Origin of the sequence: Chitinophaga sp. S165, assembly GCF_003182155.1 — a bacterium.
Classification (GTDB): Bacteria; Bacteroidota; Bacteroidia; order Chitinophagales; family Chitinophagaceae; genus Chitinophaga.
The window spans coordinates 196,906-223,256 of sequence record NZ_QGTG01000007.1 but is presented as its reverse complement, the minus strand read 5'-3'; the positions used below and the strand labels follow the sequence as shown (position 1 = coordinate 223,256).

Below are 26,351 nucleotides of genomic sequence, written 5' to 3'. Positions count from 1 at the left end.
TACTGTTTGAATTAGATGATCAGAATGTAGCACTCAGACCGAAAGTCAGACTTTTCAATATTGGATAGTTGTTACCATTACCCGAGTTGTTATTGTCGGTAACGGTGTCAGATCTGCCAATGCTTTCCGGATCGAGATCTCTTGTAACCTTGTACATCGGAGAATATGACCAGAGATTTTCTGCAGAGATATAGAAACGTGCTGCAGTTAATTTAGCCCTGCTGATAAACGCCTTAGGCAGGTTATATCCGACCTGTATATTTTTCAGTCTGATGTAAGCCACGTTCTGCAAGTATTTTGTCTGCTTCACGTTCAATACGCCTGAACCGTTCTGTGCGATGTAGCCACGATAACGTGGGAAGTAAGCATCAGGGTTTTGTTCTGACCAGATCTTTCCTACCTGCGATTTAGGCATAAAGTTGTAAGGACGGTTGTATTGTCCCCAGAATACATCTGCTTCTGCACCAGGCCACCAGTCCTGTTTTCCTACGCCCTGGAAGAATGAGCTGAAGAAGAAGTTATTCCAGCTTGCATCCAGGTTCACACCATATGTATAACGTGGTGTACTGTTACCGATGATCCTCATGTCACCATGTTCGGCAAGGGTATTCGCTCCATTGTTGATTACCTTATCCTGGCTATTATCCAGGTTTTTGAACTTGATATCACCTGGTAACCACTGACCGCCATTGGAGGCTTTGAACAGTGCCTGTGTTTTCGGTGCATCAGCTACATTCTGCGCAGTCCAGTAACCATCGTTCTCATATCCCCAGATCTCTCCGGCTTTCTGTCCTACGTAATAATCTGTCAGCTTGTTGTTGGTATTGTTATACTTTGTAATGGTAGCTGTATAGTCGGCCAATACCAGGCTCACGCCATAATTGAAAGGCTTGTCTGCTACCTTGAAATTATCTCTCCAGGATACAGTAGCTTCCCAACCTACCGTCTTCAGATCAGCGTAGTTACCTTTAGGCACATCTGTACCAAATACAGCAGGCAGCGTTTGACCTACAGTGAACATGTTGGTCGTTCTGCGGATATAAGCATCTCCGCTTACGTTCAACCTGTTGTTCAGGAAGACCATATCGATACCGCCATTGGTTGTTGTAGAAGTTTCCCAGGTAAGACCATTCGGCAATACCACCGGCTGGCTGGTCATCTGTGGCCTTACGGCATTGATCACCCTACCAGACTGGGTGATATTAAATAACTCCTGGAAAGCGTAAGATGCGATGTTACCGTTTCCGAGGGAACCATAAGAACCTCGGATCTTCAGATCAGACATGATCGTTGCGGGTACTTTCCAGAATTTCTCCTGAGACACTCTCCAACCTGCAGACACAGACGGGAAGAATGCATACCGCTGATTGGACGGGAATTTAGAAGAACCATCATAACGGCCATTCACCTCTAACAGATAACGGTCTTTATAGCTGTAGTTCACACGGAAGAACTCACCCTGTATCGCCCAGCGCTCATAGCCGCCGTTGGTGGCGATATTACTGCCCAGGGCCAGGTTCAGGTCTTTCGCATCACTGTAAATGAGGCCGTTCCTGTTTACAGCAAAACCTTTGAAGGTAGATTGCTCGTAGTTCAGACCTGCCAGTACTTTGATGTAATGACCACCACCGAGCGTAGTTTCATATTCACCATAAAGGTTTGAAGCCATGTATTTGACAGTGGAGTCTCTCATGTACAGATCATTATATCCCGTACCTACATAAGCTATAACACCGGGAGCAGCACTATAAGGCACCTGTACGCGGATGCGTTTCTGTCCTTCGGTCAGATGCTGGAAGGTGAAGTCGCCTCTCAGTCTTAATTTATTCTTATACACATTGGCAATAAAGCCTGTTGTGTTACGGAACAACGATCTTGTAATATCCACGCCGTTCCTTCCATAGAATAGATCTCCCACCGTATAAGCGGCGCTATAGGTTAGCGTACCATCAGGGTTAAACAGCATAGAAGAAGGATGCGCCTCATCGGCCATATTCCTCCAGATGCCGCCGCCTTCTCCGACGTTCAGCGGGTTGTGATACTGACGGCTGGAATATTCGGTGTTATTGTACACCTGTAGTCAATCAGTCAGTTCGATATTTCCCTTCGCACGCATGTTGTACATTTTGTAATCGTCGGAATTATATCTGAACAGACCATCCTGACCATAGTAGCGGCCGGTTACTGTGTAGCTGGCTTTCCCGCTGCTACCGGAAACAGACAGGTTCTGATCTATGCTGGAAGTACGTTTTTTATATAAAAGGCCATACCAGTCAGTATTACCATAGTAAACATAGTTACCATTGGCATCCAGTTCTGTTTTAGGCAGGGAAGGATCATCGTTATGTGCCTTCAGCGCCTCCAGGTAAGCCGGAGAGAACTTCTGGGTCTTATTGATGTTCTGTGGTGTTTGCGCATAATCATTCCAGGCAGTCCACGCTTCATTAAAGTTTTTGGCATACTCATACCCATTGGTTACCATGTCTGGCACCGTTGTAGGCTTCTTAATGGAATAACCGGAGGAATAGGTAACCGTCAGCTTGTCTTTAGCAGGATTTTTAGTAGTGATCAGCACCACGCCGAAAGCACCCCTTGCACCATAAATAGCGGCGGAAGAAGCATCCTTCAGTACAGAAACACTTGCCACATCTGCAGGGTTCAGCATACTTGGATCGCCTTCCACACCATCGATTATTACCAGGGCGTTACCGCCCTGACCAATAGAGGTCATACCACGGATGTTGAATGCAGGCGACTGGATAGGCTTGCCATCTCCAGGTATCAGGTTCAGGTTAGGTATCATACCCTGCAGGCCTTGAGCCAGGTTAGGAATAGGACGGTTTTCCAGGACCTTACCGGATACCTGGGAAACTGCACCTGTCAGATTTACCTTCTTCTGAGTACCATATCCTACTACCACCACATCATTCAGTGCAGATACATTGCTATGCAGCACTATATGAATATCTGACTGCGAGGTAACCTTCACGCTATCCGTTTTGTAGCCGATAGAACTGAAGATCAATACGGAATTCTCAACTGCATTCAGTTGGAAAAGCCCTTTTACATCTGTACCGGAACCGTTGGCGGTACCCCGTACTTTAACCGTTGCCCCGATTACAGGCTGGCCTGTTTCGTCGGTCACCCTGCCTTTAACAATACGCGACTGTGCGTAACTGTTAAAAACACAACACGCCAGTAAGAGGACGCATAACCATCTTTTCATGATGTTTCTTGTGATTTGTAAGAATTAGAAATTGAGTTAAATGGCTGCAAAGGAACTTTCAGAGGGTGAACAGAGAGATTAATAAGCGGTTAATGAATAGCGCTAACCGGTTAAAAGAATGAGTGTTAACACAACAAAACATTGACCTGCAACAAAATACACCTTAACAGAATACATGTTGTTAAAGAAAAGTTAACATACGCTAACCCATAAAGAATATATCTTGCCGTCTCAAATGAGTGAATGATGGGGTTTGTGACCTATATATCTTTATTGAGGAAGTACCGTTGTTTTCTTTATACGATGGTATTACTGTTGATGGCTTATTCTCTCTATGCACAGGAAAAGTATGGGGTAGAATTTGCAAGTAAAGGGATAGATCCGGAGTATAGAACAGGAGTTAATTTCTTCCCTGAAAAGCCGTTAACCGTTACTCATAACTTTTCACTTGCCTTTGACCTTTCTCTTATGCCGGACGCCGGCTCTTATTTCGGATATGTCTTTCGATTAACAGATGAGAAGGGACAGCACATTGACCTTGTATTTAATATGAGGACCTCCTCTTTTGATCTTATCGGTGGAAATGCTTATTCAGGCATATCCATTAAAACCACTCCCCGAACTTTTTTCCATAACTGGCATAACATACGATTAGATATCAACGATAAGCAGCGCACCTTCATACTATCGATGAATGGGAAACAGATCAGCAAAGCCTCTATTACTTTCCCTGCCGGCCATGAATGGCGGCTTTCGTTTGGCGCCAACCGCTATGATGAGGCGAAGATACTTGACCTTCCTCCCATGCGGTTGAGAGATGTTAAGATCTATATAGACGATGAGTTAACGCACCATTGGCCACTGGACGAAGACTCCGGCGCCATAGCGAGGGACCTTATTGACGGGGCAACAGCCACTATTGAAAATCCTATCTGGCTGGCATATACTTGTCGCAACTGGCAGCAGTCAGCCGATTTTGTAACCCTGGGTAATGCAAGTGTCGCATTTGATGGCGAACAGGGGATTGTGTACATCGGCGGAAGGGATTCGATGTATTATTATAACTGTGCAAAAAATATCCTCGGGGCAGACCGGCTGGAAGAAGCGCAGGGATTACCCGCTGGTAATATGACGGTTTTCGGCGGAAAACAGTTGTATAACTTCTTACCCGACCTGAAAAAGGTATCGACGTATGACGGGGAACATCACGCATGGGATCTCAATGCAGATAAAGACAGCGTGACAAGGTTCTGGCATGCCAACAAATATTATGCTCCCTTCGACAGTGCTATTTATGTTATAGGCGGATATGGCTACTACCATTTCACCAACCAGGTACAACGCTATTCCACCACGAGCCATACCTGGGACAATCTTGATATTGAAGGCGACAGCTTCACACCCCGCTACATGTCGGCGCTAGGTACAACACCCGACGGCGATTCCGCCTTTATCATCGGCGGTTATGGTAGTGTGTCCGGCGATCAGCTGCTGAATCCGCACAACCTTTATGACCTTCTTCTTTTTGACGCCAAAGCCAGAACATTCAAAAAAATATACCAGTTACCTGTACCGGAAAAGCCTTTTGTATTTGGCAGTTCTATGGTTGTCGATACCAAAAGCCAAAGCTATTATGCTTTAACCTTCGGGAACGACAGGATGCAATCGTCCCTGCAACTTATCAAAGGCTCACTGCTGCGCCCTGAATATACCAAGCTGGCCGGCGAAATACCTTTCAGATATTTTGACATCCGTTCCGGTGTTGAGCTCTTTTATTATGCCAAAGGACAAAAGTTGATTGCTGTAGTACGTTACACGCCAGAGAACCACGTGACACAGATCAGGATCTATAGCATCCCTTTCCCGCCCGCCTTATTGACGACCAGCCCCGCTCCGTCACATCCTTTCAGGATATGGCTATGGGTGATAGCAGGCGTTTGTCTGGCGGCATTCCTGTTGGTCAGAAGCAAATATTTCTTCCAGGCCAGCCAGCCTTCGGAAGCGCCTTACACTATCAATGTTTCCGCACCGGTAATATCCGATACCCGGCCATCAATGACGGTGGCAATCAGCCGGCAGGAAACAGGGCAGATCCTTCCGGCACATTCCTCCAGACCATCTATTCTACTTCTTGGTCAGTTCACAATATTAGACAAGGAAGGGACCAATATCAGCAAGTTATTCAGTCCGCTGGTGAAAGAGCTTTTCCTGTTATTATTATTGCATTCGCTGCCTGACAAAAAAGGCATCACGTCCGAAAAGATCAATGAAACACTGTGGCCGGGCAGAGCCGCAAAAGATGCTAAGAATAACCGCTCGGTAAATATTGTCAAGCTGAAGGCCATACTTGATAGAGTGGGATATTATACACTGGAAAAAGAGGAAGGCAAATGGGTACTTCATTTTGACAATGAATACGTCGATATAGACCTGCAACAGTACTTTGGAATGTCTGACTACAAAAGTGATAGTGACATCCGCCAGCTGATAAACATCACCGGGAGAGGTGGATTATTGTCCGAGACGGAATACAGCTGGCTGGACAAATTCAAATCAGACTTAGCCGCGGAGGTCACCCTTCTTTTTATTAACTATCTCAACCAGTGGGCTGCCGGGTCATCGGCGGAGCGGATCATCGCTATTACCAACTGTATACTCAACTTTGATCCATTGAGTGAAGAGGCGGTCATGTTCAAATGCCGTGCCCTGGTAACGCTCAGACAACATGCTGCCGCCAGGGCCATTTATAATAATTTCGTCAGGGAATACAAGGACATCTACGGCGAGATGTTCCGAAAAGAATACCAGGAATTACTGGTAGACTAAAAAAGTTTGAGGTTGTGACATTCCTGCTGACATAGGGTTGTCACAAGGCGGTCGTTACTTTGTTTCAGAAACAAAAAAACACGCAATCATGGAACTCATACAATCTCTCCTCAAAGAAATGGAACAGGAAGCACAGACAACCCGTAAAATGCTTTCTATCATTCCTAATGATAAGTTCAACTGGCAGCCGCACCCCAAGAGTATGTCTATCATCCGGCTGGCTACCCATATTGCAGAACTGCCCACCTGGGTCAGCATGGTACTGACTACGGAAGAACTGGACTTTGCGGCCAATCCATACGATCCAAAGGTGATCAATAACGTAGAAGAACTGCTGGCCTATTTCGAAGAATCACTGGCTGACGGCAGGGCACACCTTGAAAAAGCGAAGCTCTCACAGTTCGACGAAAATTGGACGCTGAGGAATGGTGATGACATTTATGACGTATCCCTCAAAGGGGAAGTGATACGTATGGCATATAGCCAGATCGTGCATCACAGAGCACAGTTAGGTGTATTCCTGCGTTTGCTGGATGTTCCTATCCCGGGTAGTTATGGCCCAAGTGCAGATGAAGAGTTTACAGTAGCGGTAGTAGATACGCCGACATTATAAACGGGAAACCAGGGGAATTGACAGGAGTTGAGAGCGACCGCCATTCGCCTCCATCCTGGTCAGTTAAAAAAGGCGTTGCTACAAACACATAGTTCCAGGATAGAGCTATGCGTTTGTAGCAACGCCTTATATCAACCCTATAACTTGGTTTCCGCTGATTTCACTTTTTTAGTCTGATAGTTGAACGACTTATTCATCTTTTGATACATTTTCTTTTCTGACTCACGCATCACTTTTACAGAGTCCATCTGCTGTACGTAGATCGTCATCTTTTTTACCTGTTCTTCCAGTTTAGGCGAATTATACATCACCTGTTTTTCCTTTAACACTTTCACAGCCGCATCGCCTTTCAGGCGGGCAGATTCGTAATTCCCTTTATCCACATCCGCCATCACATCGTCAAACCTTTCAGTAGATTCAAATAACGCCAGCATTTCCTGTACGTCCTTCTCCTCTCCTGTCTTGATCAGTTCTTTATCTGTAGTTACTTTGACCTGCACCGGTTTTCCTTCTTTCACCTGATCGAAGGTAGCTGCATCTGTATATCCTAATGTACAATCGAACCGCAGATTGTCTGTAAACCTGGTCCTGGCTTTCAGTTTGATCAGAATAGCTTTTTCGTCATTGGCATAAATATCATTGAAACGGATCAGCACTTTCCCATCCTTTACTTCATAGGGATAACCGTACACGTGCTGGCACTCCAGTCCTTCGGGAATAGTTACCTGCGCCCAGGCATTTTGTGCTACTACGTTCAACAGCCCTTTCAATTCGCGGGCAAACAATTGCGGGATCTTGTCAGCGCTGTCGATGAAGTAATAATTAGCTCTGCCGGTTTCCGCCAACATGGTCAGCAGGTCTTCATTATAATCTGCACCTAAGCCGAATGTGGACAACGCGATCCCATCTTCCAGGTATTTCTTTTCAGTCAGCTTTTTTAATTGCTGCGGATCAGTGATACCTTCATTCGCCAGTCCGTCTGTCAGCAGCAAAACCCTGTTTACATATCCTTCCTTACGGGTGCTTTTTACCTGCGTATATCCTTCCAGCATGCCACCACTCAGATTGGTAGCTCCTCTATCTGTTATTTTATCTACTATGTTCTTCAGCGCTTCCTTATTTTTCACTGGCTGCGATCCACTGGTCACTTCTACCTTATTGTCATAGTTAATAATAGACAGATAATCTGATGTACTTAACTGATCTATCAGGAATTTGGCTGCCCGCCTTGCATATTCGATCTTCTCTCCTGCCATAGAACCGCTTCTGTCCAACACCAATGAAATGTTCAACGGCACTCTTGGCTTATCGGATGCCCCTGCCCCACTCTTGATATTCACATACAAATAGCAATCGCCGGCGCTGTTCTGTAACAACCAGCTGTTGCCCGGCTTTACTTCCCAGTTGATCACTTTATTGTCATCCGGTTTTGCTGGCGCGGGTTTATCGCTGTTATGTCCGGCCGGGCCGCCACTGGAAGTCAGCCACACAGGTATCGATAAACTTGCAAGGAAAAGTAAGGCAAACTGCATAGCAATAGTTTTAGGGTAAATGAATAATTTAAGCGTAGGATGCAAACTGTCCGAACATTCCATAATGTCCCATGCCACTTTAACATTTCTTTGGCGATCTTTGTATTACTGCGGCTACCATGGAAGGTGAAACACATAGGAAACAACGGAAGATCATTCATATAGATATGGATGCATTTTATGCATCTGTAGAGCAGCGGGACAACCCTGACTACAGGGGCAAAGCCATTGCAGTAGGCGGATCTCCTGAAGGTCGCGGCGGTGTGGTAGCTACCGCCAGTTATGAAGCCCGCAAATTTGGCGTCCGCTCGGCCATGCCATCCAAAAGAGCCATACAATTATGCCCTGATATTATCTTCGTACGGCCCCGTTTTGATGTATACAAGGACGTATCCCGCAGGATACGCGAAATATTCAGCCGGCATACCGATATTATTGAACCCCTCTCGCTCGATGAAGCCTACCTGGATGTAACGGAAGACAAACAACAGATCGGTTCTGCCATAGAAATTGCTAAACTGATCAAACAGGCCATCAAAGAAGAACTTCAACTGACTGCGTCCGCAGGCGTATCCATTAATAAGTTCGTTGCCAAGATAGCATCAGACCTCAACAAACCGGATGGGCTTACATTTATCGGCCCCTCTTCCATTGAATCATTCATGGAAAAATTGCCTGTAGAGAAATTTCATGGCGTGGGTAAAGTAACTGCCGACAAAATGAAGCGAATGGGGCTACACACTGGGGCCGATCTGAAACGGCTATCTGAAAATGATCTGAAACAGCATTTCGGTAAGGTAGGCGCCTTTTATTATCAGATAGTGCGAGGTATAGACGAGCGGGAGGTACAGCCACACCGGGAAACAAAATCCCTGGGCGCAGAAGATACATTTCCTTTCGATCTTACAAAGACGGAAGAGATGTATGCGGAGCTGGAAAAGATCGCTGTAACAGTTTATGAACGGCTGAAAAGATATGGGTTGAAAGGCCGCACTATTACACTGAAAATAAAATACGCCGACTTCAAACAGATCACCCGTAACCAGTCATTCCCATTCCCTGTGGGAGATTTTGAGAAAATACTGGAAACAGCCAAACAGCTGTTGTTATCCACAGAACCGGAAGATAAACCTGTAAGACTACTGGGCATTTCTTTGTCCAATTTCGGAGAGGTGATTTCTGTTGCAGGAAGGACGGACAATCCGGCACAATTGTCCTTGTTTGACGAGGAAGAATAGACAACTTCAATATGCTATAAATCACGAAAGCCTTCCGCCAATGGCGGAAGGCTTTCGCTATCGTTTATGGAACCGCATTGAGATCAATGCGCGCTTATAAGTACTTTATTAGTTTGGATAACCTGGGTTCTGTTTCAGGTTTGGATTGATCAGGCGCTGATTCTGCGGCACAGGGAATATTTCTCTGTACGCTTCAGATGCCTGGTGATCCCACCATGTATTGCCAGTGTATTTACCCCAGCGGATCAGTTCCTGGCGACGGAAACCTTCAAAGATGAATTCGCGGCCCAGTTCAGCCAGCAGTTCATCCATGGTCAGCGTAGTAGTGGTATACTTGTGTGCATCCCATACTTCTGCAGCGAACGCACGCTGACGACAGGTATTGATCAGGTCTACAGCTTCCTGTGTTGCTACTCCGTTGTTCTTACGCATCAGCGCTTCTGCCTTTGCATAGTAAATCCATGTCAGACGATATACGGCCCAGTCAGTGCTTCTATACTGAGGATCTGTCTGAGCTCCCAGTTTGTATTTATTGAAACGTACGCCACTGTTCTCTTCACCCTGTGTCATATCGGAAACAGTGCTACCTAACTTATTTTTGCGGATGTTATCTACGAATACCAGTTGTTCACCATTATATTCGTTACCGCCGCTACTAATAACAGGATCAGTTCCATTAGAACCATATTTCCATTGTGGGCCTTCCAGTATCCATTCCTTCTTACGCTTGTCGGCATCATTGAATGTGGTATACACACCAGGTATTACGACTACGCCATCATTACCGTTACGGTCGTTGCCATTGATCTGTCCCTGATTGAAGTGGAAGAAATCACCGGTCCACTGAGGAGTAAAGTTAGATACCTGGAAATCGTAAGCAATAGAGAAAATAATCTCTTTGGCAACATTACCGTTATTAGGAATATAAGTATCTGTCAGGTTCTGATCGAGAGCCAGCGCACCATTCATACCACCTGCTTCGTTGTTGATCAGTTTATCTGCGGCAGCGATACAATCATCCCAGCGCGGAGTACCTGACCATTTCTCAGCATTCAGATACAATTCCACCAGCATGGCATAACCACCTGCTTTAGATATACGCCCGAGCAATGATTTAGATAAAACCGGCGCTTTATCAATATTATCCTTGATCTCCTTTTCAACGAATTCAAACACCTCTTTCCGTGTTTTTGTAGCAGGACTGATAGGCTCTCCTATTTTTGTTACTATAGGTACATTACCCCAGATGTCCAGTACCTTGAGGTAATGAAAAGCACGCAGCATGATGAGCTCAGACACATAACCGTCTTTCTCTTCCTGGGTCAGTCCCATTGAAGCGGCATCACGGCCTTGAATATTCTCTATCGCTGTAGTACAGAAACCAATTCCTGTCCATATCAGGTTCCAGCAATCTCTTACCGGACCATCATCCACCAACCAGGTATGATAATGCAGCCTTATCCAGTTGCCACCATCATAACCATGGCGACCTTTCTGTGGCCATGCCAGCTGGTCTGCCGACAGTTCGCTCAATCGCCACCAGCCATTCTGTCCTGGAGTGGTCCAGGCATTGGCGTGCGTATAAGGTCTTAATACAGCAGATACTACTTCGTTCTTATTATTGTAAAAATCATCCGTTACGATCTCGTCATATACGTTCTCTGTAAGATCAGTACAGCTGTTGGCAAATACAGGGAGTAAAGCCAATGCAGTATATGTCGCTATTTTTCTAATTTTTTTCATCCCGAAATGTTTAATTTTTTTAGAAACCTACATTAAGACCAAACATGAAAGATCTCGTGCTTAAGTAAGGAGTACGTTGGTCGCTGTTGTTCAAAGCGTCAATTCCAGGGTTCAGACCTGAGTCCTTGATGAAGTCAGGATCGTTACCGGAATATCCTGTAATAGTAGCCAGATTACCACCGGTGAAGTAGATCCTCATATTGTGTATATACTTGTTCTTGAACGGAACATTGTAACCCAATGTTACCTCATCCAGTTTCACAAACGCACCTTTTTCCAGATAGTAGTCAGAATACTGATAACTATCATTCAGCTTTGCATGCTTAGTGAATGCAGTTTCCAGTACATTGCTAGGCAGTGACTGTTTGTTACCGTACAACATTTCCATTGTGTTCAGCACATCAAATCCGAAACGGCCGCGCATGAATACACGCAGGTCCCAGTTTTTGTAACGGAAGCTGTTGGTAAGTGACATGTAATATTTCGGGATAGCGTTACCGATGATGGTAAAGTCTTCTTCACTGCTCAACTGATCAGCAGAAGCTTTGGTTCCGTCCTTTTTATAGAACTGCCATTTACCATCGTCTGTCAGGCCAGCAAAACGTTTACCATAAAAGTTACCGATATTACCACCTTCTTCAATACGCAGTGCATTACCCAGTGCTCCATAACCGCCAATGTCGCCATAAGTTTTAAAGTCAGACTTATATACATCATTGGAAAAGCTTAGCATCTTGTTATTAACAGTACTGAATGTGAAGTCTGTCGACCAGCGGAAGTCTTTCATTTCTACTGGCGTAGCATTAACAGTTAACTCCAGACCTTTTGACTGAAACGATCCTACGTTAGTATATATCGTTGTCTGAACATATGAAGGTAGCTGAGAGTTAAAGGTTTCCAGGAGATCAGTTGTTTTACGCGTAAAGACGTCCAATGATCCGGATAAGCGGCCTTTAAAAAAGCCATAGTCCACTCCGACGTTCCATTCCGCTTTCTTCTCCCATCTCAGATTCGGATTAGGGTTTCTATTCGGGCCATACGTCTGGCGCCAGGTACCATCAGGGTTAATGTAGTTCCCACCGGTTCCCATAGTAACCAGAGATGCATAGTTTACAAGACTGGTATTGCCCGTAATACCATAACCAACTCTCACCTTTAACTGATCAATGAAGCTAACATCGCTCATGAAATCTTCTTTATGAAGGTTCCAGCCTGCAGAAAGTGCGGGAAAATTACCCCACTTATTGTTCTTGCCAAAGCGGGAAGAACCTTCATGACGCAGAATACCGGATACCATGTATTTATCATCAAATACATAGTTTACCCTTCCGAAAAAAGCAATGAGCTTACTGTCATTTTTATAACTGGTCATGGTCGCTTTACCTAAGCCAAGCTGTGTACCTGCCTCCAGATTATTTTCCTGGAAAATATCATTTACAAAACCATAGTTACCGGAATCAAAGCCCTGATTCACATCATAACGGTAGCTATAACCACCTATCGCTGTGACATTATGCTTATTATTTATCTGTAAACTATATTCCAATGTAGGCTCAATGGCATATTTAATCTTTAGCTCACTATTCTGGTAAGCCCAACCAGTACCCTGGTAGCTTTCCAGAGACAATTCCGATTTCAGGTCGGCATAAGCACCATCAGTCCAGCTATCACGTGTTACTGCTCCAAAAATTGAAGCCTTTAGTCCTTTTACAAGTTCAAGGGACACTTTAGCATCACCGGAAGTAGTTTGCTGCTGACGCATATTAGTCTGCTGTGACAGACGGGCCAGTTCATTCGTGCTGGTCTGCTCAAAATACCAGGAACCATCATCATTGTATGGAGAATAGGTTGGCTGGAACGTCAGGTAGCCTACCAGGTTACCGCCGTCTGTTAACCGGTTTGCCTTATTAAAATTAGTAGACAGGTTAAACTGTGCTGTCAGGCGGTTATCCAGGCCTTTAGAAGTCACGCTTAAACGGCCACCGTATTGCTGGCGTTCGTTTTCTTTGAGTATACCTTCCAGGTTCGAATAATAAACGCTTGCACGGTAAGTTGAATGTTCATTACCGCCTGAAACTGCCAGATTATGATACTGAGTAAAGTTATCGTGGTTTACCAGCAGATCAAGAAAATCTGTTCTGTGACCTCGATCTGTTGTAACGATCTCGCCACTAGCGATCTTCTCAGCAAATGCATCAGCAGTCAGGAATTTAGGCCTGCGCTGTACATACTCTTTACGAAAATAAGTATTATAATCGACGCGGGCATTACCTGCTTTACCACGTTTGGTAGTGATCAGTACAACACCACCATTTGCCTGCGTACCGTAAATAGCAGCAGCTGAACCATCTTTCAGTACAGAGATAGACTCAATATCATCCTGTTGCAGCAGGTCCAGGTTACCACCGGGAATTCCATCTATCACTATCAATGGGGCCTGGCTTCCCGCCAATGAAGTAGCACTACGTAACTGAATAGCAGGGCCAACATTGGGGTTGGAGCCGCCTGTACGTGTGATCTGCAAACCCGCAACCTTACCTTGTACGAGGTCCATTGCATTACGGGCTCCACTTTGTCTGAAATCATCTGCAGTAATAGAAGTAACTGCGGATGTAACCTCAGATTTTTTCTGTGTACCATAACCCACCACCACGATATCTTTCAATGCAGTAACATCTGCAGCTAAACTAACGTTGGTTGCACCGGAAGCACTGATCAGCTGCTCGGTCTTCTTATAACCAACAAAAGTAAAGATCAGCGTAGTAGAACCTTGTGGTACTTCCAGCTTATAAGTTCCATCAGCGCCTGTTTGAGTTCCTTTATTTGAACCTTTGACTTGTACAGTCACACCAGGTAAAGGGGAATTTCCCGGCGTCTCTGTGACTTTACCGGTAATTGTTCGGGATTGGGAAAATGCTACCAGCGACAGGAGTAGCATCCATAGGCTGTGCACGAATACCCGAGAAAGAAATGATGATCCTCTCTTCATATATACTTAAATTTTGGTATTAAGCTGACTGTTACGACAATAAAATCTGTTACGCTCCCTGCACCCGCAGCGGAGGTTTAAATAAATGATCTCTAAAGGAAAGTTCAGGAAGTTGCGCCTGTTCTAGTTCTTAGCGATGATTCTGGTTCAATAAGCAAAAAGGCTTTTAGCAATAAATGAATAATAAGTTCAATAGTTTCAATAGTTCAATAACGTTCGCACCGGACAAATAACGCCCGCATTAGCATGATCTGTCCCTTTTTTTCATTACGTTTTTAGCAATTCTTTTTCTGGATAGCTTCCTCTACATACAGATAAAGTAAAATCGATTTAGCAATCGGTAGTAAAAATAGAGACTTTTTTAAGAAAGCAAAATAGAAACAAGGGGTTTTGATTTGCGTTAACAATGTTTAATATTCATTAACAATTAACGCATTAGGCAATCTTACTGCAGTGAGTAAATGGAGATCTGTCAATGGTTTAGTACTGCTAAAAACCGTGCTTATCTAACTAAAATGAGTTAAATAAGTATTGACTAAATGTTTTACACATTGCAGTAAGACATTATGGTGGTTACAAACATTAACACATTATTGGCCTTTCAATACGCTCGCAGTGACTAACAACTGGCCGGTATGTCTCATAGTATGTTCTGCCGAGTGGAATAATAATCCCATTACAGTAGAGGGCAATTGCTTCCGCCCTACTCCACGGAAATCGGTCAGACTGCTTTCTTCAGTAGCCTTTAGCCCCGCGATGGCAGCTTTTATCTGTCCATCCAATGCCGTCAGTAAACTGTTTACAGTCACGCCTTCGATTTGTTTCCCCTCCCCGGTCAGATACTCCATTTGTACTGGCGATAAGGATTGACCGGCCGCATAAGTGAACAATCTGTCCAGTACACCGGGAATATGTTGCAGATGAAATCCTACCGAGGCAACACCCATAGGTTGCTGCCATAATAATGTTTCCGGAAAATCTTTCATTGCATCATGCAACTCTTCCTGTGCCTGCAGCAACGTGTGCGCCACCGGCTGCAATAATGCCGGAATACCGGCCACCGGTCCCCGCATCCATACTTCGGGTTGTTTCATATTATTTGCAGATTTAAAATTCAATACTTAATACTTTCCCAGTTTTAGCACCACGTGTTTAATATTTTCCCGGTTGTATGTATATGTAATATGAAGTGATCCATCTTTAGTCTGAATGATTGCCGGGTAGCTGAACTCTCCCTTCGGCTGTTTCACCAGCTCATATACATCCTTCCAGTGCTCTCCGTCTTTCGACACTGCTACCCGCAGCTCATTCCTTCCCATCCACCAGTCTTTTCCTGCTATCGCAGGATTGTATACCAGCACATGAAGTCCCTTTGCTGTAGTCACTGCGTCAATACCGGAATTGGGATTCTTAATTGACTGTCTGCTCAGCGGCGACCACGTTTTCCCGTTATCGTCCGACCAGGTCTGGACAATCACGTTCTGGCGGCTCCTGCTGATCATTTGCAGCCGTTTACCGGCGTGGAACAATACGGAAGGCTGTATCACCCCAAAAGTATCACAATCGATCGCTATATGTCTCCAATTGTGCCCGGTGCTGTCAGAGAGTTCCACATGTATATGCCACTCCTTCTCATCCAGGCTCTCCGTACTTGAAGGATGGAGGATACTGCCATCTGCCAGCTGTACCGGTTTATTCTTGATAGGCCCGAGTATCCCTTCCGGCAGCCGCTCGGCCGCCGACCAGGTTTGACCGTTGTCCGTGCTCGATTGCATCAGCCCCCACCATTCACGCGGATTAGGTCCTACCTTATAAAACAACAGGATCCTGCCGGTTCGGGTGGTCAGCAATACAGGATTCCAGGCGGCATACCTGGTCGTATCGTTTATAATACCAGTCGCTGCCACTACCGGGTCAGACCACCTGCCCTTTTGAAAGCGGGAAGTATAGATACAAACATCCGGCGCACTTTCCCTGCTGCCGCCAAACCAGGCAGCCAGCAATTCCCCGCCTGGTAACTCCGTAATAGTAGATGCATGTGCTGCCGGTACAGGAGGATGCTGCATGATAAACTCATCCTTAACAAGCACTGCTTTCTGCTGTGCCGGGACCTGCAGTAGTGTGATAATTACCAATCCGGCCGTGAGAAGATATCTTTTCATTGCGTTCCGCTATAATAAAATTGACAAGGCCACAAAGATAACAATGTCTGCCATTGTTAGCTTTGTGGCCTTGTCCCCCATCTAAATTATAATTCTTAAAGCCGGTCTGTTATTCTTTCATCCAGAAAATTTTTGCGTCACGAGTATCTTTTGCCTTCACTTCTGAATAGCTGCTGTTATAAGCAACTTCACTTGTTGGGTAGAGCAACCTGTTTGGAGGCAACTCATATCCCGGACGTGGTGAAGGGAAAGTAGTTATTTTCGGAGAACCGGTACGACGCCACTCAGCCCATGCCTGACGAGATTGCAGCATATTGAAATGAAGCCATTTCTGTGTCCAGATCCTGTCAAGCTTCGTAGCCTGATCGCCTGCGTATGCAACAGATGGCTGTGTCAAAAATGCCGATACAGTAGCTGTAGACGGCTGTGTCAGCGCTTCATACTTGCTTGTGCTCGTATTGTATAAATAATACATAAAAGCAATTGCCTGACGGATCCCTAACTCATAAGCAGCTTGAGCCGAACCTGCGTAGAAGCCACGTTCAAACGCCTCTGCTTTGAGGAAATTCGTTTCTGCAGCAGATACATAAACACCCGGAAGCCTTGAGTTAAAAACGAATACGCTTGAGTCCATAATGGAGCAATAAGTAAGACTGTCAGCCTGTTTTGTTTCGTTGTATTTCATCGCCCGATATGTCTTATTAGGCTCTTTACCCTTATTGGTATTTTTATCGAACATGAACGGTATACGCGGATCGTTCGCCGGCAGCATCACGGTATTTAACATGTAGTCCGGTGCAGCGATAGCCCTTGTTTCTGTAAAAACGTTTCTCAGGTTATCGGTATAGTTATTAAACTGCTGCAATAGAACATCCGTGTTGAGCGGATTATAGTTATCTCCTACACCATCTCCATCTACCAGTGGGTAAAAGATCGGATTTGAAAGGATTTCCGCTACCTCTGCCTTTGCTCTTTCCTCATCAACGAAAGAAATACGCATCAGGTAACGCAAACGGATAGAGTTGATGTAACGACGCCATTTATCAAGACTTCCACCCATCAGATAGTCCTGTGACTTAAATGATGCTTCTGCACTTGAGTTCAGGGTTGTTCCTGCAAACCATTCAGCAACGTCTTTCAGACCGATAAGAATTGTATCGTACAATTCTTTCTGGTCCTGGAATTTTGCATTTGAAATAGTGTTGCTATAATCCAGTGAGCCTGCTTCTGTGAAGGGAATATCTCCAAACAGATCGATCATCTGAGCTGTCTGATCAAGAAGCAGCGCCCTGCCCGCCATCATAAATACCTGAACGTTCGGACGCTCATCCAAAGGCAATACACCATACAAACGCTGCATAGTGCGGTACTGCGCCATCACACCATTACCGGTGTTATAATCGGCAGGATTTGAGCTCTGGTTGCTCGGTCTGTAGAAGTCATTCCAGAAACCCTCTACGTGACCGGCATTCTGGAAATATCTGTCTTCAGCAGAGTTATCAATTGTAGCGGTCTGGCAATAAGCACCGGCTATCGTCGCGGACATCGTACGTATTTCCCAATACTGAGGCCTTATACGGTTGTTCTCCAGAATACCTGAGAATAACTTCTCAATTGTTGGATTGGTGGTTTTGTCAGGGTCTACATAATAATCATCAAGCTGGCTGCTACAACCCGCTATTCCCAGGACCAACCCTATTAGACAACTTATATTTATTATTAATTTTTTCATACTTAGAACTGTTTGTAACAAGTCACATTTAAGATTAGAAGCTTGCATTTAGACTGAATCCGTAGCTGCGGGTCGCACCTGATGAACCTTCATCGATACCCTGTTTTAACCAGCTGCTACCCATTGGAGCTTCCGGATCAAGGTTCTTCATGGTTCTGTACACATACAGCAGGTTTCTTCCGATCAGGGAAAGACGCAAACTCTGGAAGTGCAATTTCGCCGCTGTCGCTTTTGAAATGTTATAGCCGAGTACAAGTTCACGCAATTTTGCATAATCGTTCTTCTGTACCGCAGGCGCATTCCATGTTGTAGCACCATCAGTAAATGTGTTACGGTAGTAATAAGCCGCTTCAACTATTTTGGTATTAGGGGAACCATCTTTCGTTACGCCTTCCAGTCTTACACCGTCATGATAAGCCTTTCCAACAGGAGGGACAGAGTTATGGCTTGGTAATTCTACTTTCTCATTAGCAGCGTTTATGTAGTAAGGAATACCTCCATGCTCTTCATCACGATACTCCAATGTGTTAGTGAACATACCACCCGCTGTCTGGAATTTCAGTGGCGTTGATACGATCTTTCCACCAAAACGGTAGTCGATCATAAAGTCCAGCGACAGATTGTGATAATTAATTGTATTCGCAAAACCACCCACGACCTTCGGTAACAGGTTACCTACTTTTTCCAGTTTGTTAACATCGATCTGGTATAAACCATTGTCACCAATGATGAAGTTACCTTTAGCGTCAACAGCACGTGGATACATATAGATATTACCGATAGGCTGTCCAACTTCAGCAACCACTCTCAACGCGTTCTGAGAAGCATTGAGCATCACGATCTGATTTACACCTGGCGCCAGTGACTCAACAGTAGAGGAGTTCATAGCGAAGTTCAGACGTGTATTCCACTTGATCTTTCTGTTTACCGGATTCGCGTTTATTGCAACTTCAAGACCATGGCTATGCAATTCTCCCACGTTAGTGATCCTCGTCAGCGCACCGTTACTTGCAGCAACGTTCAAACGCATCAACAGGTCAGTTACCCTACTGTTATAATAAGAGATGTCCAGACCTAAACGGTTTGACATTACTTTCAACTCGGTACCGATCTCCATTTCTTTTTTGCGCTCTGACTTCAGGCTCTCATTACCGTAATTATCCTGTGCAACAAGTACCGGAATCGATTTTGTACCTACCGAAACTGGTTTCTGAGTATAAGTCACGTTAGATTCGAATGCAGGAGGCGCATTACCTACCAGACCATATGAAGCTCTCACCTTACCATAAGAAAGGAATGTCGGCAGGCGGAAAGCTTCAGTAAAGATGAAGCTCGTGTTTACTGAAGGATAGAAATAACTGTTATTCTGGTGAGGCAATGTTGAGGAATATTCCTGACGGGCAGTACCTTCCAGGAACAAATAGTTCATATAACTCAGGTTCATGATACCGAGATATGCATATTTAAATACACCGCTGCGGCGCTCAGATGTGGTCTGAATATTATATGAGTTATTGATACTAAACCAGTTTGCAGTTACCAGACCACCGTTCGTGCCCGAGCTCTGATCACTGTAGCTTTCTTTACGTGTCTGTAAACCTGCGCTGAATGAATAACCAAACTTCCTGGAATCTTCATCTTTTGCATATGTCAGTAACTGGTCAGTATAGGTAACCGCATAGCGGCCCTTAGATACGATGTAAGCACCGGTACTTCCACTTGCTGCGTTAAACGCAATTGGTTTTTCGTTGTATTGTTTGCTTTCAGTATTCAAGCTAGTGAAGTCATTACCTATCCTGGTACGGAACTTCAGCCCTTTTGCAAGTTCAACATTCAACGTTACACTGGAAAGTAAACGGTCCTGCTTTTCTACCTCCTGGTTACGTAACTGTCTCCACAGGAAATCAAGCAACTCAAAAGGACGGATCTGATACTTGAGTGCTTCTTCGGGGTTTTCATTCACCCTGTCGAAGGGGACCCACTTGTACCCTTTTGAAGTTTTGTACTTGTCAAAGATCACACTCATATCTTCTGCACGGGAGAAGAACCCGTCGAACGCATTGAATATACGTGCCATCTGCATAGGCCTGTTGGTGATCTTTGTATTTACATAACCACCCACAACATCCAGGCTTATTTTGTTATGCAGCTTGATAGTACTGTTCAGGTTGAAAGTATTACGCTGCTGGTCACCGCCGATCTGGATACCTTTGTAATCATTACGGGTATAAGAGAAGCGGTAATTTGCTTTTTCTGTCATGTTCGAAAGGGATACATTCAAATTTGAATTGTATCCCTTCTGAAAGAGTTGCTTATAGTTATCGGGTTGGGGTGAATAGGGATGCATAGTACCATCCCACCAGGGAACCATCTGTCCCTCCATTTTCGGACCAAACTGGGAGTAAGCCCTGAAAAGCGGTCTGACCGTTCCGTCGGTTCCTACATCTACCCATCCATCTGCTCTCGCGCCCTGGCTGATGTTAACTGCAGCATCGTTACCAGGTCCATATATATTCTGGTATTGAGGAGCAAAAGCAATTCTCTCTGCGGTATGTGAATAGTTCACGTCAACGCCTAAGCCTCTTCCTTTCATACCTTTCTTGGTAGTAATTACCACAACACCGCTCGCTGCGTCAGAACCATACAGCGCAGTAGCACTCGCACCTTTCAATACTGTCAGACTTTCGATGTCGGCCGGGTTGATATCCAGGATACCGTTACCACGGATACGTTGATCTGCCCAGTAGTCAGTGTTGTTTGTACCTGCTGCACCTTTTTCGTTGTTATTCCTGATCTGCACACCGTCTACTACATACAGCGGTTGCGTATTGTAGTTGAGGGAGTTCACACCACGGATCTGTATATTCACCGCACTGGTAGCACCACCTGGAGCGGTAGTGATCTTTACACCGGCAGCCTTACCATACAAGGCAGAGGCAAAGTTGGTGGCGCCAGAAGCAGTGATCTGTTCAGAAGTGATAGTACTTACTGCGTACCCGAGAGCCTTTTGCTCTCTCTTGATACCCAGTGCAGTTACTACCACTTCATTCATCATTTTTTCATTTGGTTGCAGAGTGATAGTGATGGCGGTCTTACCATTCACAGGAATTTCCTGTGTTTTAAAACCTACATAAGACACTAATAATACTGCATCGTCCGGAACGCTAATGGTGAACGCACCATTTTCATCCGTCGCTACCCCATCAGAAGTTCCCTTGATCTTTACAGAAGCTCCGATCAAAGCCTCACCAGTCTGGTCCAATACCTTACCGGTAACTTTGATAGCTTTCAGCTGAGCGCCTTCCGGCATGATAACGATCAGATTGTTGGACAGTTCCTGGTATGTATAACCAGAGTTGTTCAAAATCAGATCCATTACTGTAGTGATCTGTGCGTCTTTTACATTAATGTCTACTTTACTGTCGCTCGGTATGTTCCTGTTGCTGAACATAAAGCGGTAATCGCTCTGACTTTCAATTACAGTCAGTACCTTTTTAAATTCAACGTCACGGAGGTTAAGAGTGAGTTTGGTTGCACGGGCGCTTGCGCTAACACTCATAGTAAGTATTAGTCCCAAGACCAGATTCATAAGTAGCATTGGCTTTAAAAGCCCGTAAGGGATCTTTACGCCCCTGGGGCGTAGGATAAAAGTCATAACTTAGATGTTAAGGGTGATTAAAGTCTTTCAAATGTCAGGATTGTTCAAAAAACCATTCATTTAAGGATATAAGTTTCGTTGACAGCAGGTACCATTTAAAAAAGGTCCCTGCTTTATCTAATAGTTGTCGATCTCTTTTCCCATACACAAAATTTTAGGCGTTAATACTTTGTTTCTGGTGAAATGAACGAGCGAATACATAGGTGTAATCATAGACATAGGTATCGGCTGCATAGGGTTCTCATCTCACCTTCCAATGTTTGAAAGGATAATTCTTAAATCGTTTTCTCTTTTTCCAGGTCTTCCTGATCAATATATTACTATCGTCGAATCTTCTATTCTGTAACTGAAATCTTCCGTCAGGTGTAGTGCGCTAAATGCTTCCGCCACCGTTTCCCCCTCCAGGATGCCGGTAAATCTTAACTGCTTCATACCGCTTTTGTTAAACCGGATACTGATATTATACCAGCGTTCCATTCTTTTTGCCAGCGTTTCAAAGGATTCATCCTGGAAAACCAGTTTATTCTGTAACCAGGAAGTTTCCATGATCACGGTATCCTTTTGCTGGAAGTAAGTCAGTGTGGTTAATGCCGGTACGACATTTTTCAGGGATACTGACTTCTTTTTCGTAGAGTCATAGTTGTTTACGACCAGTTTCTGGGATGGTTTCAGTACTATCTTCTCAGAAGGATTGTCTGCTACCGTTACTTCTATTGCCCCTTTTAGCAGCGTTGCTTCTGTTGACGTTTCGTTTGGATAGGATTTTACGTTGAATGCTGTTCCCAACACCTTAATATCCATTTTATTAGTATGGATGATGAAAGGCTTCTGTGCATCACTGTGCACATCAAAGAATGCCTCACCGGTCAGATATACCTCCCGGCTTTCCTCCGGGAAGTTAGCTGCATATTCCAGCTTACTGTCCGCATTCAATGTTACCCTTGTGCCGTCTTCCATCATAAAGGTGGATTTCTCCCCTTTAGAGGTATACTTGGCCACAAGCGGCTCATGCAGTGAGGTGTATAGATACACACCGCCGGTGATCAGGAGCGCTACTGCTGCAGCAACACCAGACATCCATACCAGGCGGCCTTTTCCGCGTACAGGCGTCATCAATGGCTCGATGACCTGCGTACCGGCTTCTTTCTCCAATTCACTGATACGCGTTTGCACATTAGAAAAAAGTCTTCTGCTGTCAATATGATCATGATGATTCTGGGCCCAGTACATGCGGAACAGCTCATACTGTCTGGCGAAGACAGTATCCTCACTCATGATATGTTGCAGTTCCTGGCCTTCTTCTGGTGTTGAATCACCAGCCAGGTCCTTTATAACAATTTCAAAAAAACGTTCGCTCATTGTCCGATGGAATAACCCTTTGTATATAAGACAACATTTAATACCTAATATGCGTACAAGGTTTAAAATTTTTTTTAACATATATATATTGAAGGGTTAATTACCCATAAATATTGATATTATCAGCAATGTTGTTATTATAGTATCTGTGATATTATCTGAAGCTTGTTTATTTGCCTTTTTAAGATAAGGCTCCATCGCTACCGTCATCTTCTTCATAGCACGTAACATCTGGGTATGCACCGTGCGGGGGGATATATTCAGGATCTCTGCTACTTCCTTGTATTTCATCCCGCTCTCCTTCACCAGCCGGAATATAATGCTACACTGGCGAGGCAGGGAAGAAATAGCCTGGTCCATCCTGAAAAACAACTCTTTCTTCTCTAACTCCATCTCCGGGGAAGCTGTATTGACCAACTGCGTACCTCCCTCGTGGTCGTCTATATTTACCAGTTGGAGACTGGAAAAACGCTTGTTGTAGTTTAATGCGTGGTTCTTTACGGCAATAAAAAGATATGTCTCAGGCTTGAGAACGTCCTTCATTTTAGCTCTGTCCATCCAGCATTTAACAAATACGTCGGAAACTATCTCTTCCGCAACTTGTTGATAATGAACGTACATAGTGCAAAACTTCACGAGCCTGGGGTTTAATTCATGGAAAAAAACCTCAAATGATTTTGGATCGCTGTCAACCGTGATGCGCTCCCATAGATCATTTATATTAACCTCCTTTTGCATTCTAACTTTTCATTATATTTCAGACGGCAATGTAGTAAAACTATATGGCAAATAAAAATAATAAAACTTTCTGAATTAATTATTTATAATATATATTAACTCCAATACATTAGGAAAACACATCCTGTTTTGGTGCAAATAAGAAGCCCGGTCTGCTTACGCAGGCCGGGCTTATAAATATCTGTAAATCAATCTATTCCTGATCCATAGTCATGATATCGCGGTCAAACAGGTACAAACCGCTCTTATCATCGCCTATCAGCTCGAGCTTGTCATTACACTCTCTGGCCAGGCGCTCCTCTTCAATCTGCTCATTTACATACCATTGCAGGAAATTATGGGTCGCATAATCCTTTTCCTGCAGGGCGATGTCCACCAGCTCATTAATCCCTTCACTCACTTTTACCTCGTGCGCGAAAAGCTCCTCGAAAGCTTTTTTCAGAGACACAAAAGTCAGGACCGGTTGTGCCAATGCAGGAACTACCGCAAAACCTCCTCTTTCGTTAATATAATGGATCAGCTTCAGCATGTGGAAACGCTCCTCGTCGCTGTGCTTGAAGAAAAACTTTGTTACGCCTTTCAGACCGGGCTGGATATCCGCCCAACTGCCCATTGCCAGGTAAGCCTGGGAAGACTGCGCTTCCATTACCACCTGCCGGTTCAGGGCTTCCTGCATTCTTTGTGACAACATATTATTCGCTTTTAGGGTGAAAAATTGAACAAGCTAAATGTACTAAATTTCCTGAGCCCGCTGAAATCTCACGCTCAATTAGTATTGAAAACCACTGCCTTACTTAATAAAATCTTCCCGGTGCGGGCTGAAAACGTCTATCAGCACGCCAGGTTCCAGGCACAATGCCCCATGTACCACGTGAGGCGGGATATAATAGGCGTCCCCTGCTTTCAGGGTCTTCTTCACGCCGTCAATGGTGATCTCAAAAACACCACTTTCTACATGGGAGATCTGTGAGTGGTAGTGCTCATGCAACGCTCCTACCGCTCCCTGCTGAAACTCCACTTTTACCAGCATCAATTGCTCATTATACGCCATTATCTTCCGTCGGATGCCCACATCGGGCGTTTCCCACTGAATATGTTCGTCTTCTATAAATAGGTCCATTTCGGGTTATTTTAAGCGCTTCAGTGGCGCGCTTCACAAGCCTGTTAAAATGAAATAGCCCATAGCGCACCGTTCCTGTTGCCGGTTTCTTAGCTTACCAAGTTAATCATTGATCTGCTAATAACTACTCAACAATTTCGATCTCTATGGACTATATCTTAAATAAATATCCCGGAACTATTTCAGTATTTCACTCAAACGTTTATCCAGCTCCTCTCCTCTCAGGTTTTTAGCCACGATCTTACCCTGCGGGTCAAGCAGGAAGTTCTGAGGCACTGATCTTACACCGTACATCTTAGCCACGGCATTGTCCCAGAATTTCAGATCGGATACGTGCGTCCAGGTGAGGTTATCCTTATGGATCGCCTTCAGCCAGGCGTCACGACCGGTCGGCTGGTCTAACGACACGCTGAGAATGGTGAACTGCTTGTCTTTGTGGTTGTTATACGCTGCAACTACATGCGGGTTCTCTGCACGGCAGGGACCACACCAGGAAGCCCAAAAGTCAACCAATACATATTTACCACGGAAGTCTTTCAGGTTCACTGGTTTACCCAGGGTATCATTTTGAGTGAACAGCGGGGCTTCTGCTCCAACAGCAGTGCTCTTCCAGCTGGTCAGCAGTTTCGCATATTCCGCCCCGTTCTTGCTCTTTTGCACGCTGGCGTCCAGACTGTTGAACATGGTTTCTATCTGTCCGATATCGTCGGGCATACCTCCTGAATATTGCTGTAATGCATCAAGGCTGATAATAGATTTGGGATTGTTCTTCACAAAGTCTGCATAAATAGCCTTCTCCTGCTTACGGAGTTCTTCCACCTTCTGGTCCAGGTACTGACGGAACTCAACGGAGCCGCGTTTCTCGTCGTCAGCAGCCATATATTCCGCATTCAGCTGTCCATAAAGTGTACCTACCGGCTTAAGCGCTTCCTGTAAACGTTGGTTATCAGCATTTACCGGTGAACCCGCAAAAGTAACTTTCTGCAGAGAGTCCGGGCTGGTCAGGGTGATAGTTCCTTTTTCAACGTAGAAGATGATCATATCACGCTGTCTCGGGTCTGGCGATGGTGTGGCATGCTTCAATACCATCATAGCCTGGGAAGGCCCATCTATCGTGCCCTTAAATTCAAATGCACCGTCTTTTAATACGGCAGAGTCCTTTACATCTACGCCTGCCTGACGGTAAACGAGGTGTGCCTTCACTGGAGCGTTCCAGTTGCCAATCTTACCTTTCAGTACGAAATCCCCTTTCTGAGCTAACAAAACACCTGGGGACAGCAGTAAGGTTAAGGCTGCTAATAATCTGTTCATGCTTGGTTTGGTTTGATTTTTTTCGAGTATCACTAAAAATAGTAAATAAATACGAAGTCGGACTGCACCCGCTGGATAATCGGTCAAAACAGTATATGAAAAAC

General features: G+C 44.8%; 17 protein-coding genes. 3 read left to right on the top strand and 14 right to left on the bottom strand.

Features of this window, described 5'->3' with window-relative positions; genetic code table 11:
• Window positions 1-19: 19 nt before the first annotated feature.
• Together C7475_RS33190 and C7475_RS33185 are read right to left on the bottom strand one after the other, a co-directional pair.
• Window positions 20-2,074, bottom strand: a complete 2,055-nt coding sequence (locus C7475_RS33190) for a SusC/RagA family TonB-linked outer membrane protein (protein WP_199236280.1) — start codon at window positions 2,072-2,074, stop codon at window positions 20-22.
• Window positions 2,075-2,080: 6 nt separating this feature from the next.
• Window positions 2,081-3,226, bottom strand: coding sequence for a carboxypeptidase-like regulatory domain-containing protein (locus C7475_RS33185; protein WP_199236279.1), 1,146 nt, complete (start codon window positions 3,224-3,226; stop codon window positions 2,081-2,083).
• A gap of 255 nt (window positions 3,227-3,481) precedes the next feature.
• On the opposite strand from C7475_RS33185, the gene C7475_RS24070 reads away from it, so the two are divergent.
• Entirely contained in the window at window positions 3,482-6,052 is a 2,571-nt protein-coding gene (locus tag C7475_RS24070) for a kelch repeat-containing protein (protein ID WP_158286605.1), read from the top strand.
• An 88-nt stretch (window positions 6,053-6,140) separates the two neighbouring features.
• The gene (locus C7475_RS24065) at window positions 6,141-6,665 is read left to right on the top strand and encodes a DinB family protein (protein ID WP_110055963.1); all 525 of its coding nucleotides are present in this window, start codon (window positions 6,141-6,143) and stop codon (window positions 6,663-6,665) included.
• Between the two features lie 137 nt (window positions 6,666-6,802).
• Here C7475_RS24065 and C7475_RS24060 read toward each other — a convergent pair whose 3' ends face one another.
• Entirely contained in the window at window positions 6,803-8,197 is a 1,395-nt protein-coding gene (locus tag C7475_RS24060; protein WP_158286604.1) for a VWA domain-containing protein, read from the bottom strand.
• Window positions 8,198-8,316: 119 nt separating this feature from the next.
• Here C7475_RS24060 and dinB point away from each other — a divergent pair, with 119 nt between their 5' ends.
• Window positions 8,317-9,435 carry a DNA polymerase IV gene (dinB, locus tag C7475_RS24055; RefSeq protein WP_110055961.1) on the top strand — a complete coding sequence of 373 codons (1,119 nt, stop codon included), beginning with the start codon at window positions 8,317-8,319 and terminating at the stop codon, window positions 9,433-9,435.
• A gap of 108 nt (window positions 9,436-9,543) precedes the next feature.
• Here the strand turns inward: dinB and C7475_RS24050 are convergent, their stop codons facing one another.
• The 11 genes from C7475_RS24050 to C7475_RS24000 form a co-directional block, all read right to left on the bottom strand.
• Window positions 9,544-11,178 (bottom strand): RagB/SusD family nutrient uptake outer membrane protein, encoded by a 1,635-nt coding sequence (locus C7475_RS24050; RefSeq protein WP_110055960.1) that lies wholly within the window; start codon window positions 11,176-11,178, stop codon window positions 9,544-9,546.
• A 19-nt stretch (window positions 11,179-11,197) separates the two neighbouring features.
• Window positions 11,198-14,167 (bottom strand): SusC/RagA family TonB-linked outer membrane protein, encoded by a 2,970-nt coding sequence (locus C7475_RS24045; RefSeq protein ID WP_233259948.1) that lies wholly within the window; start codon window positions 14,165-14,167, stop codon window positions 11,198-11,200.
• Window positions 14,168-14,757: 590 nt separating this feature from the next.
• A complete protein-coding gene (locus C7475_RS24040; protein ID WP_110055958.1) occupies window positions 14,758-15,261 on the bottom strand; it encodes a DinB family protein in 504 nt (167 codons plus the stop codon).
• A gap of 27 nt (window positions 15,262-15,288) precedes the next feature.
• On the bottom strand, window positions 15,289-16,329 hold the full coding sequence (locus C7475_RS24035; RefSeq protein ID WP_110055957.1) for an exo-alpha-sialidase: 1,041 nt from the start codon (window positions 16,327-16,329) through the stop codon (window positions 15,289-15,291).
• A gap of 109 nt (window positions 16,330-16,438) precedes the next feature.
• Window positions 16,439-18,061 carry a SusD/RagB family nutrient-binding outer membrane lipoprotein gene (locus tag C7475_RS24030; RefSeq protein ID WP_158286603.1) on the bottom strand — a complete coding sequence of 541 codons (1,623 nt, stop codon included), beginning with the start codon at window positions 18,059-18,061 and terminating at the stop codon, window positions 16,439-16,441.
• A 34-nt stretch (window positions 18,062-18,095) separates the two neighbouring features.
• Window positions 18,096-21,620 (bottom strand): SusC/RagA family TonB-linked outer membrane protein, encoded by a 3,525-nt coding sequence (locus C7475_RS24025; RefSeq protein WP_233259947.1) that lies wholly within the window; start codon window positions 21,618-21,620, stop codon window positions 18,096-18,098.
• Window positions 21,621-22,028: 408 nt separating this feature from the next.
• Complete coding sequence (locus C7475_RS24020; RefSeq protein ID WP_158286602.1) at window positions 22,029-23,078, bottom strand: FecR family protein; 1,050 nt, start codon at window positions 23,076-23,078, stop codon at window positions 22,029-22,031.
• 96 nt (window positions 23,079-23,174) lie between these two features.
• On the bottom strand, window positions 23,175-23,816 hold the full coding sequence (locus C7475_RS24015) for an RNA polymerase sigma-70 factor (RefSeq protein ID WP_110055953.1): 642 nt from the start codon (window positions 23,814-23,816) through the stop codon (window positions 23,175-23,177).
• A gap of 193 nt (window positions 23,817-24,009) precedes the next feature.
• Complete coding sequence (locus C7475_RS24010; RefSeq protein WP_110055952.1) at window positions 24,010-24,507, bottom strand: ferritin; 498 nt, start codon at window positions 24,505-24,507, stop codon at window positions 24,010-24,012.
• A gap of 99 nt (window positions 24,508-24,606) precedes the next feature.
• A complete protein-coding gene (locus C7475_RS24005; protein WP_110055951.1) occupies window positions 24,607-24,936 on the bottom strand; it encodes a cupin domain-containing protein in 330 nt (109 codons plus the stop codon).
• Window positions 24,937-25,113: 177 nt separating this feature from the next.
• Window positions 25,114-26,247, bottom strand: a complete 1,134-nt coding sequence (locus tag C7475_RS24000; protein WP_110055950.1) for a TlpA disulfide reductase family protein — start codon at window positions 26,245-26,247, stop codon at window positions 25,114-25,116.
• Window positions 26,248-26,351 lie beyond the last annotated feature (104 nt).

What these genes read in the sequence shown, in the direction of transcription:
- C7475_RS24060 (WP_158286604.1), bottom strand. Translation starts at nt 8,197, where the DNA reads ATGCAGTTTGCCTTACTTTTCCTTGCAAGTTTATCGATACCTGTGTGG.
- C7475_RS33185 (WP_199236279.1), bottom strand. Translation starts at nt 3,226, where the DNA reads ATGAAAAGATGGTTATGCGTCCTCTTACTGGCGTGTTGTGTTTTTAAC.
- C7475_RS24065 (WP_110055963.1), top strand. Translation starts at nt 6,141, where the DNA reads ATGGAACTCATACAATCTCTCCTCAAAGAAATGGAACAGGAAGCACAG.
- C7475_RS24030 (WP_158286603.1), bottom strand. Translation starts at nt 18,061, where the DNA reads ATGAAAAAATTAATAATAAATATAAGTTGTCTAATAGGGTTGGTCCTG.
- C7475_RS24045 (WP_233259948.1), bottom strand. Translation starts at nt 14,167, where the DNA reads ATGAAGAGAGGATCATCATTTCTTTCTCGGGTATTCGTGCACAGCCTA.
- C7475_RS24035 (WP_110055957.1), bottom strand. Translation starts at nt 16,329, where the DNA reads ATGAAAAGATATCTTCTCACGGCCGGATTGGTAATTATCACACTACTG.
- C7475_RS24025 (WP_233259947.1), bottom strand. Translation starts at nt 21,620, where the DNA reads ATGAGTGTTAGCGCAAGCGCCCGTGCAACCAAACTCACTCTTAACCTC.
- C7475_RS24015 (WP_110055953.1), bottom strand. Translation starts at nt 23,816, where the DNA reads ATGCAAAAGGAGGTTAATATAAATGATCTATGGGAGCGCATCACGGTT.
- C7475_RS24010 (WP_110055952.1), bottom strand. Translation starts at nt 24,507, where the DNA reads ATGTTGTCACAAAGAATGCAGGAAGCCCTGAACCGGCAGGTGGTAATG.
- C7475_RS24050 (WP_110055960.1), bottom strand. Translation starts at nt 11,178, where the DNA reads ATGAAAAAAATTAGAAAAATAGCGACATATACTGCATTGGCTTTACTC.
- C7475_RS24020 (WP_158286602.1), bottom strand. Translation starts at nt 23,078, where the DNA reads ATGAGCGAACGTTTTTTTGAAATTGTTATAAAGGACCTGGCTGGTGAT.
- dinB (WP_110055961.1), top strand. Translation starts at nt 8,317, where the DNA reads ATGGAAGGTGAAACACATAGGAAACAACGGAAGATCATTCATATAGAT.
- C7475_RS24000 (WP_110055950.1), bottom strand. Translation starts at nt 26,247, where the DNA reads ATGAACAGATTATTAGCAGCCTTAACCTTACTGCTGTCCCCAGGTGTT.
- C7475_RS24005 (WP_110055951.1), bottom strand. Translation starts at nt 24,936, where the DNA reads ATGGACCTATTTATAGAAGACGAACATATTCAGTGGGAAACGCCCGAT.
- C7475_RS24040 (WP_110055958.1), bottom strand. Translation starts at nt 15,261, where the DNA reads ATGAAACAACCCGAAGTATGGATGCGGGGACCGGTGGCCGGTATTCCG.